The sequence below is a fragment of the Brachybacterium phenoliresistens genome (assembly GCF_039530785.1).
Taxonomy (GTDB): Bacteria; Actinomycetota; Actinomycetes; order Actinomycetales; family Dermabacteraceae; genus Brachybacterium; species Brachybacterium phenoliresistens.
Genome location: NZ_BAAAOW010000006.1, coordinates 230,876 through 247,575 on the forward strand (window position 1 = coordinate 230,876; position 16,700 = coordinate 247,575).

A 16,700-nucleotide genomic window follows, 5' to 3' on the forward strand; every position below is an offset into this window, starting at 1 on the left:
ATCGGCCCTCCCGCAGGGCCGCCGACCGATCCCGCCGCCCCTGCCCGGAAGGACCCCGCCATGTCCCGTACGCCCCGCCGTCTCGCGCAGATCGCCGCGGCCTCGGCCGCCCTGCTGCTGCTCGCACCCGTCGCCGCCCAGGCCGATCCGGATCCGGCGCGCGACCCGCGGCCCGCCGCGATCACCGAGCGGCAGGCGCTGCCGGACGGCGACGGCTGGGCGAGCGCCGAGGGCGGCACCACCGGCGGCTCGGAGGCGAGCGCGGAGCACGTCTACGACGTCTCCACCCGCGCCGAGCTCGAGGCGGCCCTCGTCGAGGCCGGGGACGCCCCCAAGATCATCCGCGTCCACGGCACGATCGAGGTCAACGCCGACGACGCCGGCACCCCGCTGAGCTGCGAGGAGATCGCCGAGGGCACCGGCTTCGACCTGGACGCCTACCTCGAGGCCTACGACCCCGAGACCTGGGGCACCGAGCGCGAGCCGGAGGGCCCGCAGGAGGACGCCCGCGCGGCGGCCGCGCAGAAGCAGCGCGCGCTGATCCAGATCGACGTGCCCTCGAACACGACGATCATCGGCGCCGAGGAGGGCGCGGGCCTGCGCGGGGCGAGCCTCTCGATCAGCGGCGTCGACAACGTCATCCTGCGCAACCTCGAGCTGTCGGACACCTACGACTGCTTCCCCGCCTGGGATCCGACCGACGGCGCGACCGGCGCCTGGAACAGCGAGTACGACAGCGTGCGGATCGTGAACGGCTCCACCCACGTGTGGGTGGACCACTGCACCTTCACCGATGCGCCGATGACCGACGACCAGCTGCCCGAGCACTTCGGCAGCACCTACCAGCGCCACGACGGCGCCCTGGACATCACCAACGGCTCCGACCTGGTCACCGTCAGCTGGAACCGCTTCGAGGACCACGACAAGCTGACCCTGGTCGGCTCGACCGACCGGACCGACCGCGGCGATCCCGGGAAGCTGCGCGTCACCTTCCACCACAACCTGTACGACGGGGTGGGCCAGCGCGCGCCGCGCGTGCGCTTCGGGCAGGTGGACGTGTACAACAACAGCTATGCGGTGCGCGAGGACCAGAGCGTGGGCTTCGGCTACTTCCTCGGGGTGGGCTTCGACTCCCACCTGTGGGCGGAGGCCAACAGCTTCGACCTGGGCGGCGTCGCCGAGGCCGGGGATGTCATCGCCGTCCTCAAGGGCACGCAGGTCACCACCCGTGGCAACCTGGTCGACGGGCGCGCCGCGGATCTGCGCGCCGCCTACAACGCCACCGTCCCCGAACAGGAGCAGCTGATGGAGGACACGAGCTGGACCCCGACCCTGCGCGCCTGCGTGGACCCGGTGCAGCGGGTCGAGGCCGTCGTCGAGGACTGGTCCGGGCCCCGCTTCGGGCCCGCGCCCGGCGGCATCGGCCCGGACTGCCGGGCATGAGCGGCACGGCCCGGGCGCGGCTGCGGGAGCTGCTGGGGATCGACCGCCTGGCCGCGACCGTCCCCGCCCGGCTCGCCGGCGGGGCCGATGCCGCGCCCGGGGTCGTGAGCACCACCGAGATCCTCGCGGCGGACGGCTCGGTCATCCCCGCCCACCTGCTGCGTCCCGATCCGGAGCGCGACCTGGGCGCCGCCGTGGTGCTCGTGGCCGGGCACGGCCGCGGCATCGACGACCTGGTGCGCACCGGTCCGGCCGATGAGTACCACGGCGCGCTCGCGCATCGCGTCGCCGCGGCCGGGTTCACCGTGCTCTGCCCGGAGATGCAGAGCTTCGGCCGGCGCCGCTCCGCACCGGCCCCGGGCGCCGAGCCCTACGGCCCGGCCGACAACTCCTGCCGCATCGACGCCCCGCGCCATCTCCTGGCGGGGACGACGCTGCTGGGCCGCCGGGTGCTGGATGCCGCCGCCGCGGCCGATGCCCTGCGGGCCCTGCCCGGGGTGGACGCGCAGCGGGTCGCGGTCGCCGGCGGCTCCGGCGGCGGCGCCGTCGCCCTGCTGCTCGCGGCGCTGGACGAGACGGTGGCCGCCTCGCTGGTCGCGACGTTCTTCTGCACCTTCGAGGCGAGCATCCTGGCGATGCCGCACTGCCCGTGCAACATCGTGCCCGGGCTGTTCGCCTCCGAGGACCCGGCCCTGCGCCTGGACATGGCCGACATCGCCCGGCTCATCGCCCCGCGGCCGCTGGTGCTCGAGGCCGGGCAGGCGGATCGGATCTTCCCCATCGACGCGACCCGGTCGGCGCACGCGGGGCTGGCGCCGGCGTGGGAGGCCCTCGGGGTCCCGGCGCCGCCGCTGGTGGTCACCGAGCACGGGCACCGCTTCGCCGGCGAGGAGTCGGTGGACCTCCTGGCCGCGGCGCTCGGCCGGGCCTGAGGCCGCCGGGGCCGCCGCCCGTTCTGCGCGCAGAGCGGGCGGCTGGTCGTCAGCGCCGGGGTGCGACGCGGAGCATGACCTCGCCCTGGTACTCCTGCGAGGACTGCATCGCCCCGCGGTACCAGGTGACGATCTGCCGCGACGGGTCCCCGGGCAGGGCGATGGGCCGGAAGTTCTCGACCTCGGAGTCCTCGGTGATCGCGGTCCACTCCCAGGTCTCGCCGCCGTCGGCGGTGCGGCCGTGGAAGATCTCGTGCCGGTCCAGGGCGGTCCCGTCGCGCGGGTCCACGATGCTCGACAGCCACAGGGCGTCGAGGTCGTCCGGGTCGATCGAGGCGAGCCCCGTGTAGTCCTCCTCGTGGGGCATGAGCTGCGGCCCGGCTCCGGCGAGCTCGCGCACCTCCCACTCCCCCGCGCCCGGCCGCAGCACGCCGCGGAAGAAGCGGTGGTCGATCGGCGCGTACTCCTCCTTCGGCGTGTTCCACGCCGGACGGGCCGTGTCCACGCCCAGCGCGTCGTCCGCGCGGGCGGTGAGGATCGCGACCAGAGTGCCGTCCTCGCCGCGGCGCACGTCGGTGGTCCAGGCATGGGTCATGACGCTGCCGCCCCAGGTGGAGCCGTTGGCGAAGACCTGCGTGAGGTCCTCCGCCCGCGGGGTCTCGTCCTCCAGCCCCCGGCCCAGCGGCGACACGACGGTGCCATCGGCCCGATGCAGGGCACCGCCCGCGAGATAGCCGTGCCAGATGGAGTTCGGGAAGTCCCGCGGGTGGTGCTCGGTGATGATGACGTCGATGCGGTCGTCGGTGCCGTGGCCGAAGCCGCCGAAGCGGGCGCCCGATGCATAGCGCGCGTAGCCGTTGACGTAGCCGATCTTCTCGCGGTGCAGCAGGCGGCCGCCGAACTCCCAGCTGCTGCCCTCGTCGTGGGAGACGAGGTAGCAGGGGTCGTCGTTGATCGCGCGCACGAAGCAGTACAGGACGCCGTCGAGCTGGTGGATGTTCTGGTAGGTCACGCCGCGGCCGCCGCCGGCGGCGCGGGCCTCCTCCTGCGAGCCGAACAGGTCCCCGACCCAGTCGAAGCTGTGCTCCTCGCCCCAGGTGGTGGGGTCGTCGACCTCGCTGATGCGCCAGCGGGTGAGCTCGTCGGACTTGTGCCGCGAGTAGACCGCGAGCCAGCGGCCGTCGCTGCGGCGCCACAGCGCCGGGTCGTCGTGGTCGTCGGACTCGAGGCCCGCGTGCAGGGTCACCGTCTGCGCGGCGCCGGAGGCGAGATCGACCACGTGCAGGTCGACGTCGCCGCCCCGGGAGTCACCGTCGGCGCCGGCCCGCGAGGCGACCGTGCCGATCAGGGCCCGGTTCGCGGCGGGATCGACGACGGCGCGCTCGTCCTGGAACCAGCACCAGGCGCCGTTGTCGGTGACGGAGAAGATCTGCGCGCCGTCGGCGGCGGCGGGCACCGCGGTCGCGGCGGGGGTCGGAGCGGCGGTCGGGGCGTCGGGGGAAGCGGAGCTGTCGCGTCCTTGCGATGTGGTCATGGGGCAAGTCTGCCAGGAATGGAAAGCGGTTCCCAGCCTCCGGGCCGGAAAACTGCCGGAAACGCGCCGCAAGTACTCGGGTCGGCCTCGGGTCGGCCTCGTGTCGGACCGTCGCTCGGGCCGCGATCTGGTCGAGGCGTGCACGGACGGCCGTCTCAGAGCCTCGAGCCAGGCGATTGCCTGGTCCGCGGACCTCAGGCAGCCGATCGTGCACACGGCCCGGGCCCGCCGACACTGCGGGCCGCCGGCGTCGGCGGCCGCGTCAGCTCCGAGGCGGCGACGGCGGCAAGAGCGGCGGCGGTGGGGGTGACGGCGGAGAGGGCGAGGGCGGCGAGGGCGGCGGCGGAGCCACGCTCTCGCGGCGCACCAGGTGCGTGGCCAGGCGGCGCGGCATCGCGGCGGCCCCGCCCGGCTCGGTGACGGCCCGCACGGCGGCCGCGCCCATCTCCTGGACCGGCACATGCACCGTGGTCAGGCGCGGGTAGGCGCCCTCCGACTCGGGGAGGTCGTCGAACCCGACCACACTGAGATCCCGGGGCAGCACCCGGCCCAGCCGATGGGCCTCGTGCATGATCGCCAGCGCGATCTGATCCGCCCAGGCCACGATCGCGGTGGGACGGTGGGCGTCCAGGGCGCTGCGGGTCTGCTCGGTGGCGCCGTAGAGCGACCAGCCGCTGGTGGCGCGGATCCGGTCGCCCAGCCCCGCTTCCCGCATGGCGCGCTCGTAGCCGGCGCGTCGCAGCAGATCGGCGGGGGTGCCGCGCCCGCCCGCGTAGAGGATCCGTGAGTGCCCCTGCGCGATCAGCTCTTCCGTGGCCTGCTGACCGGAGAGCTCGTCGGTGGCCTCGATGTGCGCGACCCCGGCGGCATCCGTGCGGCGGGAGGCCACCTCGGCGAAGGCGACGTCGTGGGCGCGCAGCCAGGCGAGCTCCTCCTGGTCGAAGGTGTCCAGCACGCGGATCACCCCGGCGGTGCCGCGCGCGGCGGCGGCGCTCATCCACGCCTGCGCGGACTCGATGGTCACCACGAGCGCCACGTCCGCGGCGCGGGCCGCGGCGTGCATGCCCGTCATCAGCTGGTTCATCCAGCTGGAGTGCAGGTCGGGGACGACGACGTCGACCAGGCGCGACCGGGCCGCCACATTGCGCTGGGCGGTGTAGGAGAGCTCGTGCAGGACCTCCTGGACGTGCGCACGGGTCGCCGGGGAGACGCCGGGACGGGCGTTGACGACCTTCGAGACCACCGCGACGGAGACGTGGGCCCGGCGCGCCACCTCCGAGAGCGTCACGCCGCGACGACGGCCCGCAGGTTGCGTCATCGCGCCCTCCTCGTGCCCCTGGCCTGCACCCTCGCGGCCGGATCGTCCCGGCCCGGGGCCGAGCATAGCCGATGGAAAACTTTCTGCTTCGCTCTCTCCGATTGACCGGGCCCTTTCCCGGTGGTGCCATCGTCCTACCGATTTCCGGCCGATCCGCCACCAGGAGCACCCGATGTCCGCAATGTCGCGGCCCCGCCGCAGAGCTTTCCTCGCCGCCACAGCCCTGGCCGGGCTGGGGATCGCCGGAACCCGGATTCCCGCCCGCGCGGAGATCACGATCTCCGATTCCGACGTGATCTTCCACGAGTTCACGAGCGACGCCGGGTTCACCCATCCCGGGGTCTCGCTCACTGCAGACGCGCTGCGGAACCTGCGCACCCAGGTCGCCGCGGGCGCCGAGCCCTGGCACAGCTACGCCTCCCAGCTGGCGCAGTCCTCCCGCGCCGGGCTCACCACGGCGCCGCGCAACCGGGACGGGGCCGATCCGGGCCGACCGCGCACCACCGTCTTCGCCAGCCGCGGCACCAACTCGCTGTTCATCGAGGATGCGCTGATCGCCTACACCCAGGCGGTCATGTTCGTGATCACCGGGGAGCCCCGGCACCGCGCGAACGCGATGGAGATCATCGGCCTGTGGGCGCAGATGGACCCCTCCGCCTTCGGGACCTTCCCCGATGCGCACATCCACACCGGGGTGCCGATGCAGCGCATGGCCACCGCCGCGGAGCTGCTGCGCTGCACCAGCGCGGCCGACGGCACCGCCGAATGGACCGCGCCGCTGCACGAGGAGTTCGGGGAGAACCTGGTCCGGCCGGTCATCGAGACGTTCCAGAGCAGCAACGACCACTTCATGAACCAGCACACGTACCCGCTGCTGGGCGCCATGGCGGGCGCGATCCTGCTGGACGACCGCGGGCTGTACGAGCGCAGCGTCGAGTGGGCCACCGTCAACGCGACGGCGAAGGACCAGGGCTTCAACGGGGCGGTCGCGCGGCTGTTCCGCTGGGTGGATCGCGACGACCTCACCGGGGAACCGCTGGCGCAGGGCCGGGTCCAGCACGTCGAGATGGGCCGCGACCAGGCCCACGGCTGCGGGGACCTCAACAACGCCTGGGAGCTCGCGCGGATGATGATGGCGCAGGGCACCCGCGTGGACCCGGTGGCCGGGACCGTCTCGGAGGCGGCCGATGCGGTGGGGCCCTACGAGTTCGGCGACGACCGGATCCTGGCGGCGGCGGACTACTTCTGGTCCTTCATGCTCGGCCATGATCCGGAATGGACGCCCGTGGCCTATGCGATCAGCCCCGACGGAACGATCCGGGACACGTACCGGCGCATCTCCCCCAGCTATCGCGGACGGTTCCTCACCGCGAATTTCTGGGATCTCGTGACCTATTACCGATATGAGCGCGGCGAGGAGCTCTCCACGAAGGCGCCGCATCTGGACGCGGCGTTCCGGATGCGTTTCGAGGATCGATTCCATTACCGGGGCGGCCTCACGAGCGCCTGGGAGAACGTCGACGGGGGCGGCGACTTCTGGCTGCACATCCCCGCCGCCGCCGCGGCCGATGGCGCGTCCCTGCTCCCCCGGCCCACGCCGGGCGCCGCCGAGATCCATCTGGCCGACCGCTGCACGGTCCTGGCCGGGGACGTCGACATCGCCCGCCCGAGCGCCGAGGCGCCGCACCTGAGCATCCACGCCGGGCGGGAGCCGTCGCGGGTCGCCGTGCTCAGCGCCTCCAGCCCGCAGGACCTCGTGGCGCTGCGGGTGCGCACGGACGGGACCGCCCTGCTGCGCGTCCTCCCCGGCGACCGGGCGGTGCCCCTGCCCGACACCGACGGGCAGTGGCGCATGGTCGCCCTGTCCGGCGGGTTCGCGGACCATCAGGAGCTCGAGGTGACGGCGACCGGCCGCGTGCAGGTCGACATCGGCCCCCTGCGCACCGATGCGGCCACGACGCTGACGCCGCCGGTGATCCCGGCCGATGCGCCGCGCCGCGTGATCGGCGTGGCCGGGGTGCCGCTGCGCATCGACCCGGGCATCCAGGGCTCGGGCGGGCAGCTGGTGCATGCCGCCGCCTTCCTGCCGTCCTGGGCGCGGATCGACCCGGCGACCGGGGTGATCAGCGGGGACCGCCCCCGGCCCGACAGCGGCGGTCTCACCTCCGTCATCGTGCAGGCCGAGGACGGCACGTCCGCGGTCGCCGGAACGCTGGAGATCGGCGTGGGCGCGAACCGGCGGGCCGCGCTGGAGCTCGCCGCCACCGGCCACGACCCGCAGGCCGACTACGTCTCCTGGAGCCTCGCGGCCTGGCAGGCCCGGGTCGACGCCGCCGAGGAGGCTCTCGGCTCGGCGGACGATGCGGACTTCGCAGTCCTGCTCGCCGACGTGGTGGCGGCCACCGCCGCGCTGGAGCTGCTCTCCCCGCGCCTCGAGGACGGATCCCTGGACTACGCGGGCCTGGTCACCGCCTCGACGCTGGGGATGCCGCCCACGGCGATGACCGACGGCGACCCCGGCACCTTCGCCTGGTACGGGATGGCGCAGGACCTCACCCACACGATCGAGTTCGGGCCGGACTTCGCGGTGCGGGCCGAGGCGTTCTCGCTGCAGTCCAACATCTTCGCGGACCGCCTGGCGACGTCGATCGTCCTGGGCTCCCCGGACGGCGCCACCTGGACGCGGCTGACCCCCGGGGCGGCCGAGCTCACCCAGGACCTGCAGCGCCTGGAGGTCGACCCCGCCCTGCGCGGCACCGCGTTCACCGCGCTGCGCATCCATCTCACCGACCCGCAGCCCGATGTCCTGTACGGGATCGTCCGCAACCTCATGGAGATCGCGGAGCTGCGCATCCACGGCGAGCGCGTGGAGACCGGCAATGTCTTCGAGACCATCGCCCTGAGCAGCGAGGATGCCCTCGCCGGGAAGGTCCGGGCGGGCGATGTCGTGCGCTGCGAGGTCCGCTCGAGGGTGCCGCTCGCCGCGCTGGACGTCCGCCTCCACGGCGCCGAGGCCGAGGTCGAGCTCGATGCCGACGGGCTCGGCGCCGTGGCCACCGCGGTCATCGGCGATGCCGGCGGCGGGCGGGTCTCCCTCGAGGTCACCGGCACCCGGGAGGACGGGACCGCCACGCCCACGCTCCGGAGCACGACCGACGGATCCTCCCTCCAGGTGGGCGGGGCGGCCGAGCGGCAGCTGCGCCTCGGCGAGGACGCCTCGATCGTCGCCTCGGCGCCGCAGTGGCCCGGCGGCGGGCTGGACGAGACCGCCGTCGCCGCGCTCGTGCACGACCGCGATCCCGAGACCTTCGCGGATCTCACCCAGGGGGCCGGGGCGTTCTTCCGCATCGACCTGGAGGCCGGGGCGCGATGCGTCCCCGAGGAGATCTGGATGCTGCCGCGCGCGTCCCATCCGCAGCGTCTGGACGGGACGCGCCTGCAGGGATCCGCCGACGGGCAGACCTGGCAGGACCTCACGGACCCGGTGGCCGGCGCCCGCGCCGGGACCTGGTCCTCGCTGCGGGGCGAGGAGATCCTCTCCGCGCAGGCCTGGCCCCACCTGCGCCTGATCAACGACACCGGCTGGAACGGGAACCTCGCCGAGCTCGAGATCTACGGGCAGGTGCAGCGATGACCCGCCCCGGGGGCCTGCTGACCCTGAGCCCGCCGCATCTGGCCGATGCCCTCTTCGGGCCCTCCCAGTCGGAGCGCCTGCACCGTCTGCTGCGCATCGGCCCGCCCGGGGTGGTCACCGACTTCGCGGCGATCGCCCCGGAGGTCCTCGCCCCGGTGCGCGTGCTGCTGACGGGCTGGAACCCGCCGCGGATCGACGAGGCCGTGCTCGCCCGGATGCCCGCGCTCGAGATCGTCTCCCACATGGGCGGGGCCCACCCGGACGCGCCGCTGCTGCGGGCGCGCGGGATCCGGACGATCGGCCAGAACCGCCGCAACGCGATCCCCACCGCGGAGTACGCCGCGAGCATGATCGTGCTGGCGAACAAGCAGGCCTTCCGCTCCTCCCGCCTCTATCGCCGCGAGCAGAGGTATCTCGACCGGGAGCTGCACTTCCCGGACTCCGGCAACCACGAGGCGCGGGTGGGGATCATCGGCGCCGGCGCGGTGGGACGCCACGTGATCGGCCTGCTCGCGCGCCACGACCTGGAGATCCTCGTGCACGATCCGATGCTGGCGGAGGACGAGGCCGCCATCCTGGGCGTGCGCCGCGCCGGCCTGGAGGAGATCTTCGCGAGCTGCCACGTCGTGTCCCTGCACGCCGCGGCGACGGCGGCGACCGCGGGCATGGTCGGCCGCGCCCAGCTGCGGGCGATGCCCGACGGCGCGACCCTCGTCAACACGGCCCGGGGCCAGCTCGTGGACCAGGAGGCGCTGCTCGAGGAGCTCGCCACCGGCCGCATCGACGCGATCCTCGACGTCAGCGAGCCGGACGTCCTCCCGCCCGGCCATCCCCTGTACTCGCTCGCCAACGTCCATCTCACCCCGCACATCGCGGGGTCGATGGGCCGCGAGCTGCACCGCCTGGCCGATGCCGCCCTCGATGCCGTCGAGGAGCATCTGGCGCCCGCGGCATCGGCCCCGGCATCAGCCCCGGCGCCGGCATCGGCCCCGGAACAGGCATCGGCGCCGTCATCGACCCCGGCGACGGAGGCGGCCCCCGCACCGGCCCCTCGGCCCTGACCACAGCCGCCGGCCGATCCCCTCGGCCCGGCACCCCACCATGCAGGACGACACGAAGGAGTGCACCACCATGGCAACCACGAGACGCAGCTTCCTGACCGGAGCCTTCGGCGCGGGGGCCCTCGCCCTCGGCGCGACCGGCTGCTCGGCGATCTCCGGCGAGGGCGGGGCCGCCGCTCCCGTCGGCAGCGACGGCAGCGGCTCCGCCCCGGCGCAGCTGCCCACCACCCTCGAGGCCGCCCCGCCCGAGGTCGAGGCGTTCCATCTCGCCGAGAACCCGGGCATGTCCGACGTCTACACCCAGGGGCCGACGTCCTTCGCCCCGAGCGTGGATCGCGCCCCCGGCGACGGCAGCCTGACCATCTCCGTCTTCCAGTTCATCTGGGGCACGCCGCCGGTGGACCGCGAGAAGAACCCCTACTGGCAGGAGCTGGAGCAGCGCCTGGGCGTCACCTACGACCCCCAGTTCGTGCCCGCCGCCACCTACGACGCCAAGTTCTCGACCATGCTCGCCTCCGGGGACATCCCGGACCTGGTGTTCGTCAACGACCAGAGCGCCGTGCACCTGCAGGCGATCCGGGAGGGCGCCTTCGCGGACCTGTCCGAGACCCTCGGCGGGGACGGCATCTCCCGCTGGCCGAACCTCGCCGCCCGCTCGCAGGACGTGTGGCGCTCCTCCCTCAAGGACGGCCGGATCTTCCAGCTGCCCTCGATCGTCTGGCCCATCACCAACCTCGCGGTGATGCGCCGGGACGTCCTGGAGAGCACCAGCATCGGCCCGGAGCCGCAGGATGCCGACCAGCTGATGAAGGCCCTGATCGAGGCGAAGGGCACGACCCACGAGGGGCAGCAGGTCTACGGCTTCACCAAGATCGACCGGCCGATGTTCACCTCGCTGTTCCGCGTCGGCGCGGAGTGGCAGCGCGACGCATCCGGGGACCTGGTGCACATGAGCCAGACCGCGAACTACCGCGAGATGCTCACGTGGCTCGCCGCGGCCTGGAAGGACGGCGTGTTCGACCCCAATGCCCTCACCCCCGCCGCGGACAGCACCACCTGGCGCTCGGCCGTGGCCTGGGAGGCCGTCTCCAACGCCTTCGCCGGCCCCCTGTTCGCCGACACCGCCCGGGACCATCCCGGGGCGCAGCTGGACTACCTGCCGCTGCCCGGATTCGACGGCACCGCCCCGCTGTTCATCCGCAACGTGCCCTACGGCCGCTCCACGTCGATCTCCGCCGCCGCGGCCCAGGACGAGGAGCGCCTGACCGCGATCCTCGACGTCATGGACTACCTCTCCGCCCCCTGGGGCAGCGAGGAGTTCCAGTTCGTGCGCCACGGCATCGAGGGCCGGCACTGGGAGCTCGGCGAGGGCGGCCAGGTGCTGGGCATCGAGGAGCACGCGGCCGAGCTCGGGGTGCAGTACGTGGCCGTCGACTCGGGCTCCAACCCCTACCGCGGCCATCCGAGCGCCGCGGGCCTCGCCGAGCGGTTCTCCGCCGTCATGGAGTCCAACGCCGCGAACTCGCAGCCCCGCCTGCTTGAGGGCTACGAGTCGGCCTCGGCGACGTTCGTGACCAAGGGCGCCCAGCTCAAGCAGTCCCTCGAGGACTTCGAGAACGGCGTGATCACCGGGCGCGAGAGCGTCGACGACCTGGACGCCTTCGTCCAGAGCTACCTCGGCGCGGGCGGGGAGCAGGTGCGCAGCGAGTACGAGGCGGTGCTGAAGGCGGAAGGGCTGTGAGCACCGACGTCCATGCCGCGGGGCGGACCGGGCCCCGCGGTCAGGCCGGCTCCGGTGCGGCTGTCGGCGGTCAGGCTCACGGCGGTCCGGCCGCCAGTGGCGCGGTCGCCGGCGGGCCGGCCGACGGGGGCGCGGCCGTCGGCGGCGCGGCCGGCGCGAGGCCGGAGGGGGCCGCATCGGCCCCGCGCCCGGGCTCGGGGACGGCCGCCCCGCGGCGACGGCCGCTGCGCGAGCGCATGCGGCGCGAGCGGGCGATGTACGCCTTCATCGTGCCCGGCCTGCTGTTCTTCCTGGTGTTCGCGTACCTCCCGATGCTCGGGAACGTCGTCGCCTTCCAGGACTTCTCCCCGTTCCGCGGGATCGCCGGCAGCGCATGGGTGGGCCTGGACAACTTCACCGCCCTGGCGACCGACCCGGAGGTGCGCCGCGCCTTCGTCAACACGATCGTCATCGCCACCCTCCAGCTGATCTTCGCCTTCCCCGCGCCGATCCTGCTGGCGCTGCTGCTGAACAGCCTCCTGTCCGAGACCGTGCGGCGGTTCGTGCAGACCATCGTGTACCTCCCGCACTTCCTGTCCTGGGTGATCGTCATCGCCATCTGGACGCAGGTGGTCGGCGGGGACTCCCTGGCGACCTCGCTGCTGTCCCTGGTGGGCGTGGAGGGCTTCAACGCCATGGGCGAGGCGGAGACCTTCAAGATCCTCGTGGTCCTCCAGTCCATGTGGAAGGACGTCGGCTGGGGCACGATCATCTTCTTCGCCGCCATCGCCGGGATCCCCCGCGAGCTCTACGAGGCGGCCGCGGTGGACGGCGCCGGCGGCTGGCGCCGCACCTGGAGCATCACCCTTCCCGGCATCACCCCGGTGATCACCCTGCTGCTGATCCTCAACCTCGGCGGCTTCCTCACCGTCGGCTTCGAGCAGATGCTGCTGCAGCAGCCCGCCGTCGGGGCCGATGCCGCGCAGGTCCTGGACACCTTCGTGTACTTCCGGGGCGTCGCGGGAGGCCAGTGGGGCATCGCCGCCGCCGCCGGGATCGTCAAGGGCATCGTCGCCACCGTGATGGTGCTGGCCGCCAACCGCATCGCCAAGAAGCTCGGAAGCCAAGGAGTGTTCTGATGGCCGCACCGACCCTGTCCTCCCCCGCCGGCCGGGCCCGGCCGCACCGTCCCGCGCCGTCCCGCGGCCGCTCGCGCGGCACCGGCCGCGCCCCCTGGGAGCACGAGACCCCGCCGCTGGTGGCGGCGCTGAAGGCCGTCATCATCGTCGGGATCTCCCTGACCATGGTGTACCCGCTGGTGTACATCGTGATGATGAGCTTCGCCGCGCCCTCGCAGGCGCACTCGGGCACGATCCTGCCGACCGCCTTCTCCCTGGACGCCTACCGGGCGATCTTCCGCGGCGACGCGGTGCTGCAGGGCCTGGGCAACTCGCTGTGGCTGACGGTGGTGGGCACCTCCCTGTCGATGGTCTTCACCACCACCATGGCCTGGGGCCTCACCCGCACCCGCGACGTGCCCGGAGCCCGGCTCGTGCTGCTGCTGGCGCTGGGGACGATGCTGTTCAACGCCGGGATGATCCCGCACTACCTGCTGATCCGGTCCCTGGGGCTGCTGGACTCGAGCTGGTCGCTGGTGCTGCCGGGGCTGATCTCCGCGTTCAACATGGTCGTGGTGCGGAACTTCTTCATGGGGCTGCCGCGGGATCTGCTGGACTCGGCGCGGATCGACGGCGCCGGCGAGTGGCGGATCTTCCTGACCATCGCGCTGCCGCTGTCCAAACCGGTGCTGGCGGTGATGAGCCTGTTCTACGCCGTCGGCTGCTGGAACATGTACTTCAACGCCATGCTCTACCTCAACGACGCCTCGAAGTGGCCGATCCAGGTCGTGCTGCAGCAGTACGTGCTGGCCGGCGTTCCGCTGCCGGGCGCCGTGGCAGCGGCCGAGGCCCCGCCGCCGGCGCTGAGCCTGAACATGGCGATCATCGTGGTGGCGACCGTGCCGATCCTCGTGGCCTACCCCTTCATCCAGAAGTACTTCCGCTCCGGAGTGCTGACCGGTGCGATCAAGGGCTGAGCCCGGCCCCTGCCCGCCCCCTCCCCCGGCCGCGCTCCGGTACCCTTCGCTGGACCAGCACCGCGACGGCCGGGAGGAACGGGCAGATGCCGCAGAGGGTCACCATGGCGACCGTCGCCCGCCGGGCGGGGGTCTCGCCGATGACCGTCTCCAACGTCCTCAAGGGCAAGCAGAGCGTCTCCCCCGAGCTGCGCTCCCGGGTCGAGGCCGCCGTCGCGGAGACCGGCTACCGGTTCAACGCCACCGCGCGGACGCTGCGGTCCGGGCGCAGCGGGGTGATCGGTCTGCTCGCCCCGGGCAGCACCTCGCCGTTCTCCTACTACGGCATGCTGGGCGGCCTCATCGCCCAGGAGGCGCGCCGCCACGGCCTGACCCTCGCCATGGAGTCGCCGGAGCCGGGCCGCGAGGCGGAGATCGGGGCGATCGAACGCGCCCGCGCCATGAGCTACGACGGCATGATCGTCACGCCGCTCGCGATGGGCCCGGAGGACGGCCCCCTCCTCCCGCAGGACTTCCCCGTGGTGGTGCTGGGCGAGCGCCCCGCACCGCACGGGACCGCCCACATCTCGCTGCCCAACCATGCCGGGGCCTTCGACGCCACCACCCACCTGCTCGAGCGCGGGGCTCGGAGGATCGCCCTGGTCAGCGGCCGTCCCGGCCCGGAGGAGAACGTCCTGACCCGCCGCGCCGACGGCTACCGGGAGGCGCTCGCGGCCTGGGGGCCGGAGGCCGGCGCGCCGGTGCTGATCGAGGTGCAGGAGCTCGGCCCGCAGGCCGGGCGGGAGGCGGTGCGGGCCGCCCTCGCGCAGGGCCGGCGCCCCGACGCGTACCTGGGCATCACCGACTCGGTGGCGCTGGGCGTGATGCGCGGGCTCGCCGATGAGGGCCTGCGCGTGCCCGAGGACGCGCTCGCGATGGGCTTCGACGGCATCCCCGAGGGCGAGTTCTCGATCCCCTCGCTCTCGACGATCCGCCCCGATCACGCATGGATCGCCCGGCGCGCGGTCGACCTGCTGCTCGAGCGGATGGGCTCCGACGCCCCGGCGCAGCTCGGCGGCCTGGAGCTGACCGCTCCGCACACCGTCCTGCCCCGGGAGTCCACCGGGCGCTGACGCGCCGTCGCCGCATCTCGCCCCGATCCATCGGCCGGACCCCCTTGACCCCGCCCGTGTATCGATACATCATTCTGGTCGACGCCTTCCGTCCCCCTGCTCATCGAGGAGTACCCATGACCACCAGCCGCCGCCGCTCCCTCTCCACGGCCCGCACCGGCACCACCACCGGCCCCGCCCGCGTGACCGTCGACCTCGACCAGGGCGGCGACATCATCAACCGTCACGTCTACGGGCATTTCGCCGAGCACCTGGGCCGGTGCATCTACGGCGGGTTCTTCGTGGGCGAGGACTCCGAGATCCCCAACACCCGGGGGATCCGGGATGATGTCGTGGCGGCGCTGCGGGCGCTGGACATCCCGAACCTGCGCTGGCCGGGGGGCTGCTTCGCCGATGAGTACCACTGGAAGGACGGCATCGGCCCGCGCGAGCAGCGGCCGCGGATGGTGAACTCCCACTGGGGCGATGTGGTCGAGGACAACTCCTTCGGCACGCACGAGTTCATGGATCTGGTGGAGCTGCTGGGCACCGAGGCGTATGTCAACGGCAACGTCGGCTCCGGGACGGTGCAGGAGATGTCGGAGTGGATCGAGTACCTCACCCGTGATGACGACTCCCCGATGGCGGCGCTGCGCCGTGCCAACGGTCGGGACGAGCCGTGGAAGGTGCCGTTCTTCGGGATCGGCAACGAGACGTGGGGCTGCGGCGGGAACATGCGCGCGGACGAGTACGCGGCCCTGGCCCGTCAGTACTCGACCTTCGTGCGCGATCACGCCGGCAACACGGTCACCCGCATCGCCGCCGGCTCCCACGACGGCGACCTGGGCTGGACCGAGGAGCTCATGCGCGTCTTCGGCGACAGCCTCGAGAAGAGCCCCGAGCGCCGCCCCGGCCCGTTCCAGGCGATCTCGCTGCACTACTACACGATGACCGGCCCCTGGGAGGACAAGGGCTCCGCCACCGAGTTCACCGAGGACGAGTGGTACCTCGCCCTGTCCCGCGCCGCGCACCTGGACGAGCTGCTCACCCGCCACAGCACCGTCATGGACCGCTACGACCCGTACCGCACCGTCGGCCTCGTGCTGGACGAGTGGGGCACCTGGTGGAACGTGGAGCCCGGCACCAACCCCGGCTTCCTGTACCAGCAGAACACCCTGCGGGACGCGCTGGTCGCCTCGGTGCACTTCGACGCCTTCCACCGCCACGCGGACCGGCTGCTCATGGCGAACATCGCCCAGACCGTCAACGTGCTGCAGGCGATGATCCTCACCGATCCCGACTCCGGCGCCCTGGTCCTCACCCCGACCTACCACGTGTTCGCCATGAACACCGGCCACCACGACGCGGCCGCGCTGCCCGTGCACGTGAGCCTGCCCGAGGAGCCGCGCACCGTCGACGGCCGCGAGCTGCCGCTGCTCTCGGCGAGCGCCTCGACCAAGGACGGCCGCGCCCTGGTGTCCCTGTCCAACCTCGACGCCTCCGAGCCCCGCACCGTGGTGCTGGACCTGCGCGGCGCCGAGGTCACCGCCCACACCGGACGGGTCCTCGCGGCCGAGTCGACCGCGGCGCACAACACGCCCGAGGTCCCCGAGGCCGTCGCCCCGCGCGAGCTCACCGCGATCCGCCCTCACGAGCACGGCCTCGAGATCGACCTGCCCGCCGCCTCCTACGCGACGGTGGAGCTGACCCTGGGCTGAGGGCCCTCCGGTCGGGGGCCGACGGGCGGCACCCTCCGCACGGAGGCTTCCGACGCGGCACGACGACTGCACATGCGCAGTCGCCGTGCCGCTCGCCGGCGGGGCCGAGCACGAACGGCTGCCTCAGGGCCGCGAGCCAGGCGATTGCCTGGCT

At 73.2% G+C, this 16,700-nt stretch carries 11 protein-coding genes; 9 read left to right on the forward strand and 2 right to left on the reverse strand.

What is annotated here, in order from left to right; genetic code table 11:
- Positions 1-60 precede the first annotated feature (60 nt).
- On the forward strand, positions 61-1,443 hold the full coding sequence (locus ABD234_RS13955; protein WP_038373843.1) for a pectate lyase family protein: 1,383 nt from the start codon (positions 61-63) through the stop codon (positions 1,441-1,443).
- Positions 1,440-2,375 carry an acetylxylan esterase gene (locus tag ABD234_RS13960; protein ID WP_038373845.1) on the forward strand — a complete coding sequence of 312 codons (936 nt, stop codon included), beginning with the start codon at positions 1,440-1,442 and terminating at the stop codon, positions 2,373-2,375. The genes ABD234_RS13955 and ABD234_RS13960 overlap by 4 nt, the downstream gene beginning before the upstream one ends.
- Before the next feature lie 49 nt (positions 2,376-2,424).
- Here the strand turns inward: ABD234_RS13960 and ABD234_RS13965 are convergent, their stop codons facing one another.
- Together ABD234_RS13965 and ABD234_RS13970 are read right to left on the reverse strand one after the other, a co-directional pair.
- Positions 2,425-3,909, reverse strand: a complete 1,485-nt coding sequence (locus ABD234_RS13965) for a hypothetical protein (RefSeq protein WP_232226461.1) — start codon at positions 3,907-3,909, stop codon at positions 2,425-2,427.
- Between the two features lie 262 nt (positions 3,910-4,171).
- On the reverse strand, positions 4,172-5,227 hold the full coding sequence (locus ABD234_RS13970) for a LacI family DNA-binding transcriptional regulator (protein ID WP_344357345.1): 1,056 nt from the start codon (positions 5,225-5,227) through the stop codon (positions 4,172-4,174).
- Between the two features lie 172 nt (positions 5,228-5,399).
- Between ABD234_RS13970 and ABD234_RS13975 the strand changes: the two genes are divergently transcribed.
- From ABD234_RS13975 to ABD234_RS14005, 7 genes are all read left to right on the forward strand, one after another.
- Positions 5,400-8,861 carry a hypothetical protein gene (locus ABD234_RS13975; protein WP_344357348.1) on the forward strand — a complete coding sequence of 1,154 codons (3,462 nt, stop codon included), beginning with the start codon at positions 5,400-5,402 and terminating at the stop codon, positions 8,859-8,861.
- Positions 8,858-9,922 (forward strand): hydroxyacid dehydrogenase, encoded by a 1,065-nt coding sequence (locus tag ABD234_RS13980; RefSeq protein WP_051487051.1) that lies wholly within the window; start codon positions 8,858-8,860, stop codon positions 9,920-9,922. The genes ABD234_RS13975 and ABD234_RS13980 overlap by 4 nt, the downstream gene beginning before the upstream one ends.
- 70 nt (positions 9,923-9,992) lie before the next feature.
- Positions 9,993-11,663: a type 2 periplasmic-binding domain-containing protein gene (locus ABD234_RS13985; protein ID WP_344357352.1), complete on the forward strand. Its 1,671-nt coding sequence runs from the start codon at positions 9,993-9,995 to the stop codon at positions 11,661-11,663.
- A 254-nt stretch (positions 11,664-11,917) separates the two neighbouring features.
- Positions 11,918-12,781 carry an ABC transporter permease gene (locus ABD234_RS13990; protein ID WP_232226462.1) on the forward strand — a complete coding sequence of 288 codons (864 nt, stop codon included), beginning with the start codon at positions 11,918-11,920 and terminating at the stop codon, positions 12,779-12,781.
- Positions 12,781-13,737 (forward strand): carbohydrate ABC transporter permease, encoded by a 957-nt coding sequence (locus ABD234_RS13995; RefSeq protein WP_084148601.1) that lies wholly within the window; start codon positions 12,781-12,783, stop codon positions 13,735-13,737. The genes ABD234_RS13990 and ABD234_RS13995 overlap by 1 nt, the downstream gene beginning before the upstream one ends.
- 86 nt (positions 13,738-13,823) lie before the next feature.
- Positions 13,824-14,849 carry a LacI family DNA-binding transcriptional regulator gene (locus ABD234_RS14000; protein WP_038373850.1) on the forward strand — a complete coding sequence of 342 codons (1,026 nt, stop codon included), beginning with the start codon at positions 13,824-13,826 and terminating at the stop codon, positions 14,847-14,849.
- A 116-nt stretch (positions 14,850-14,965) separates the two neighbouring features.
- The gene (locus tag ABD234_RS14005; RefSeq protein WP_084148602.1) at positions 14,966-16,546 is read left to right on the forward strand and encodes an alpha-N-arabinofuranosidase; all 1,581 of its coding nucleotides are present in this window, start codon (positions 14,966-14,968) and stop codon (positions 16,544-16,546) included.
- The last annotated feature ends 154 nt before the right edge of the window (positions 16,547-16,700 follow it).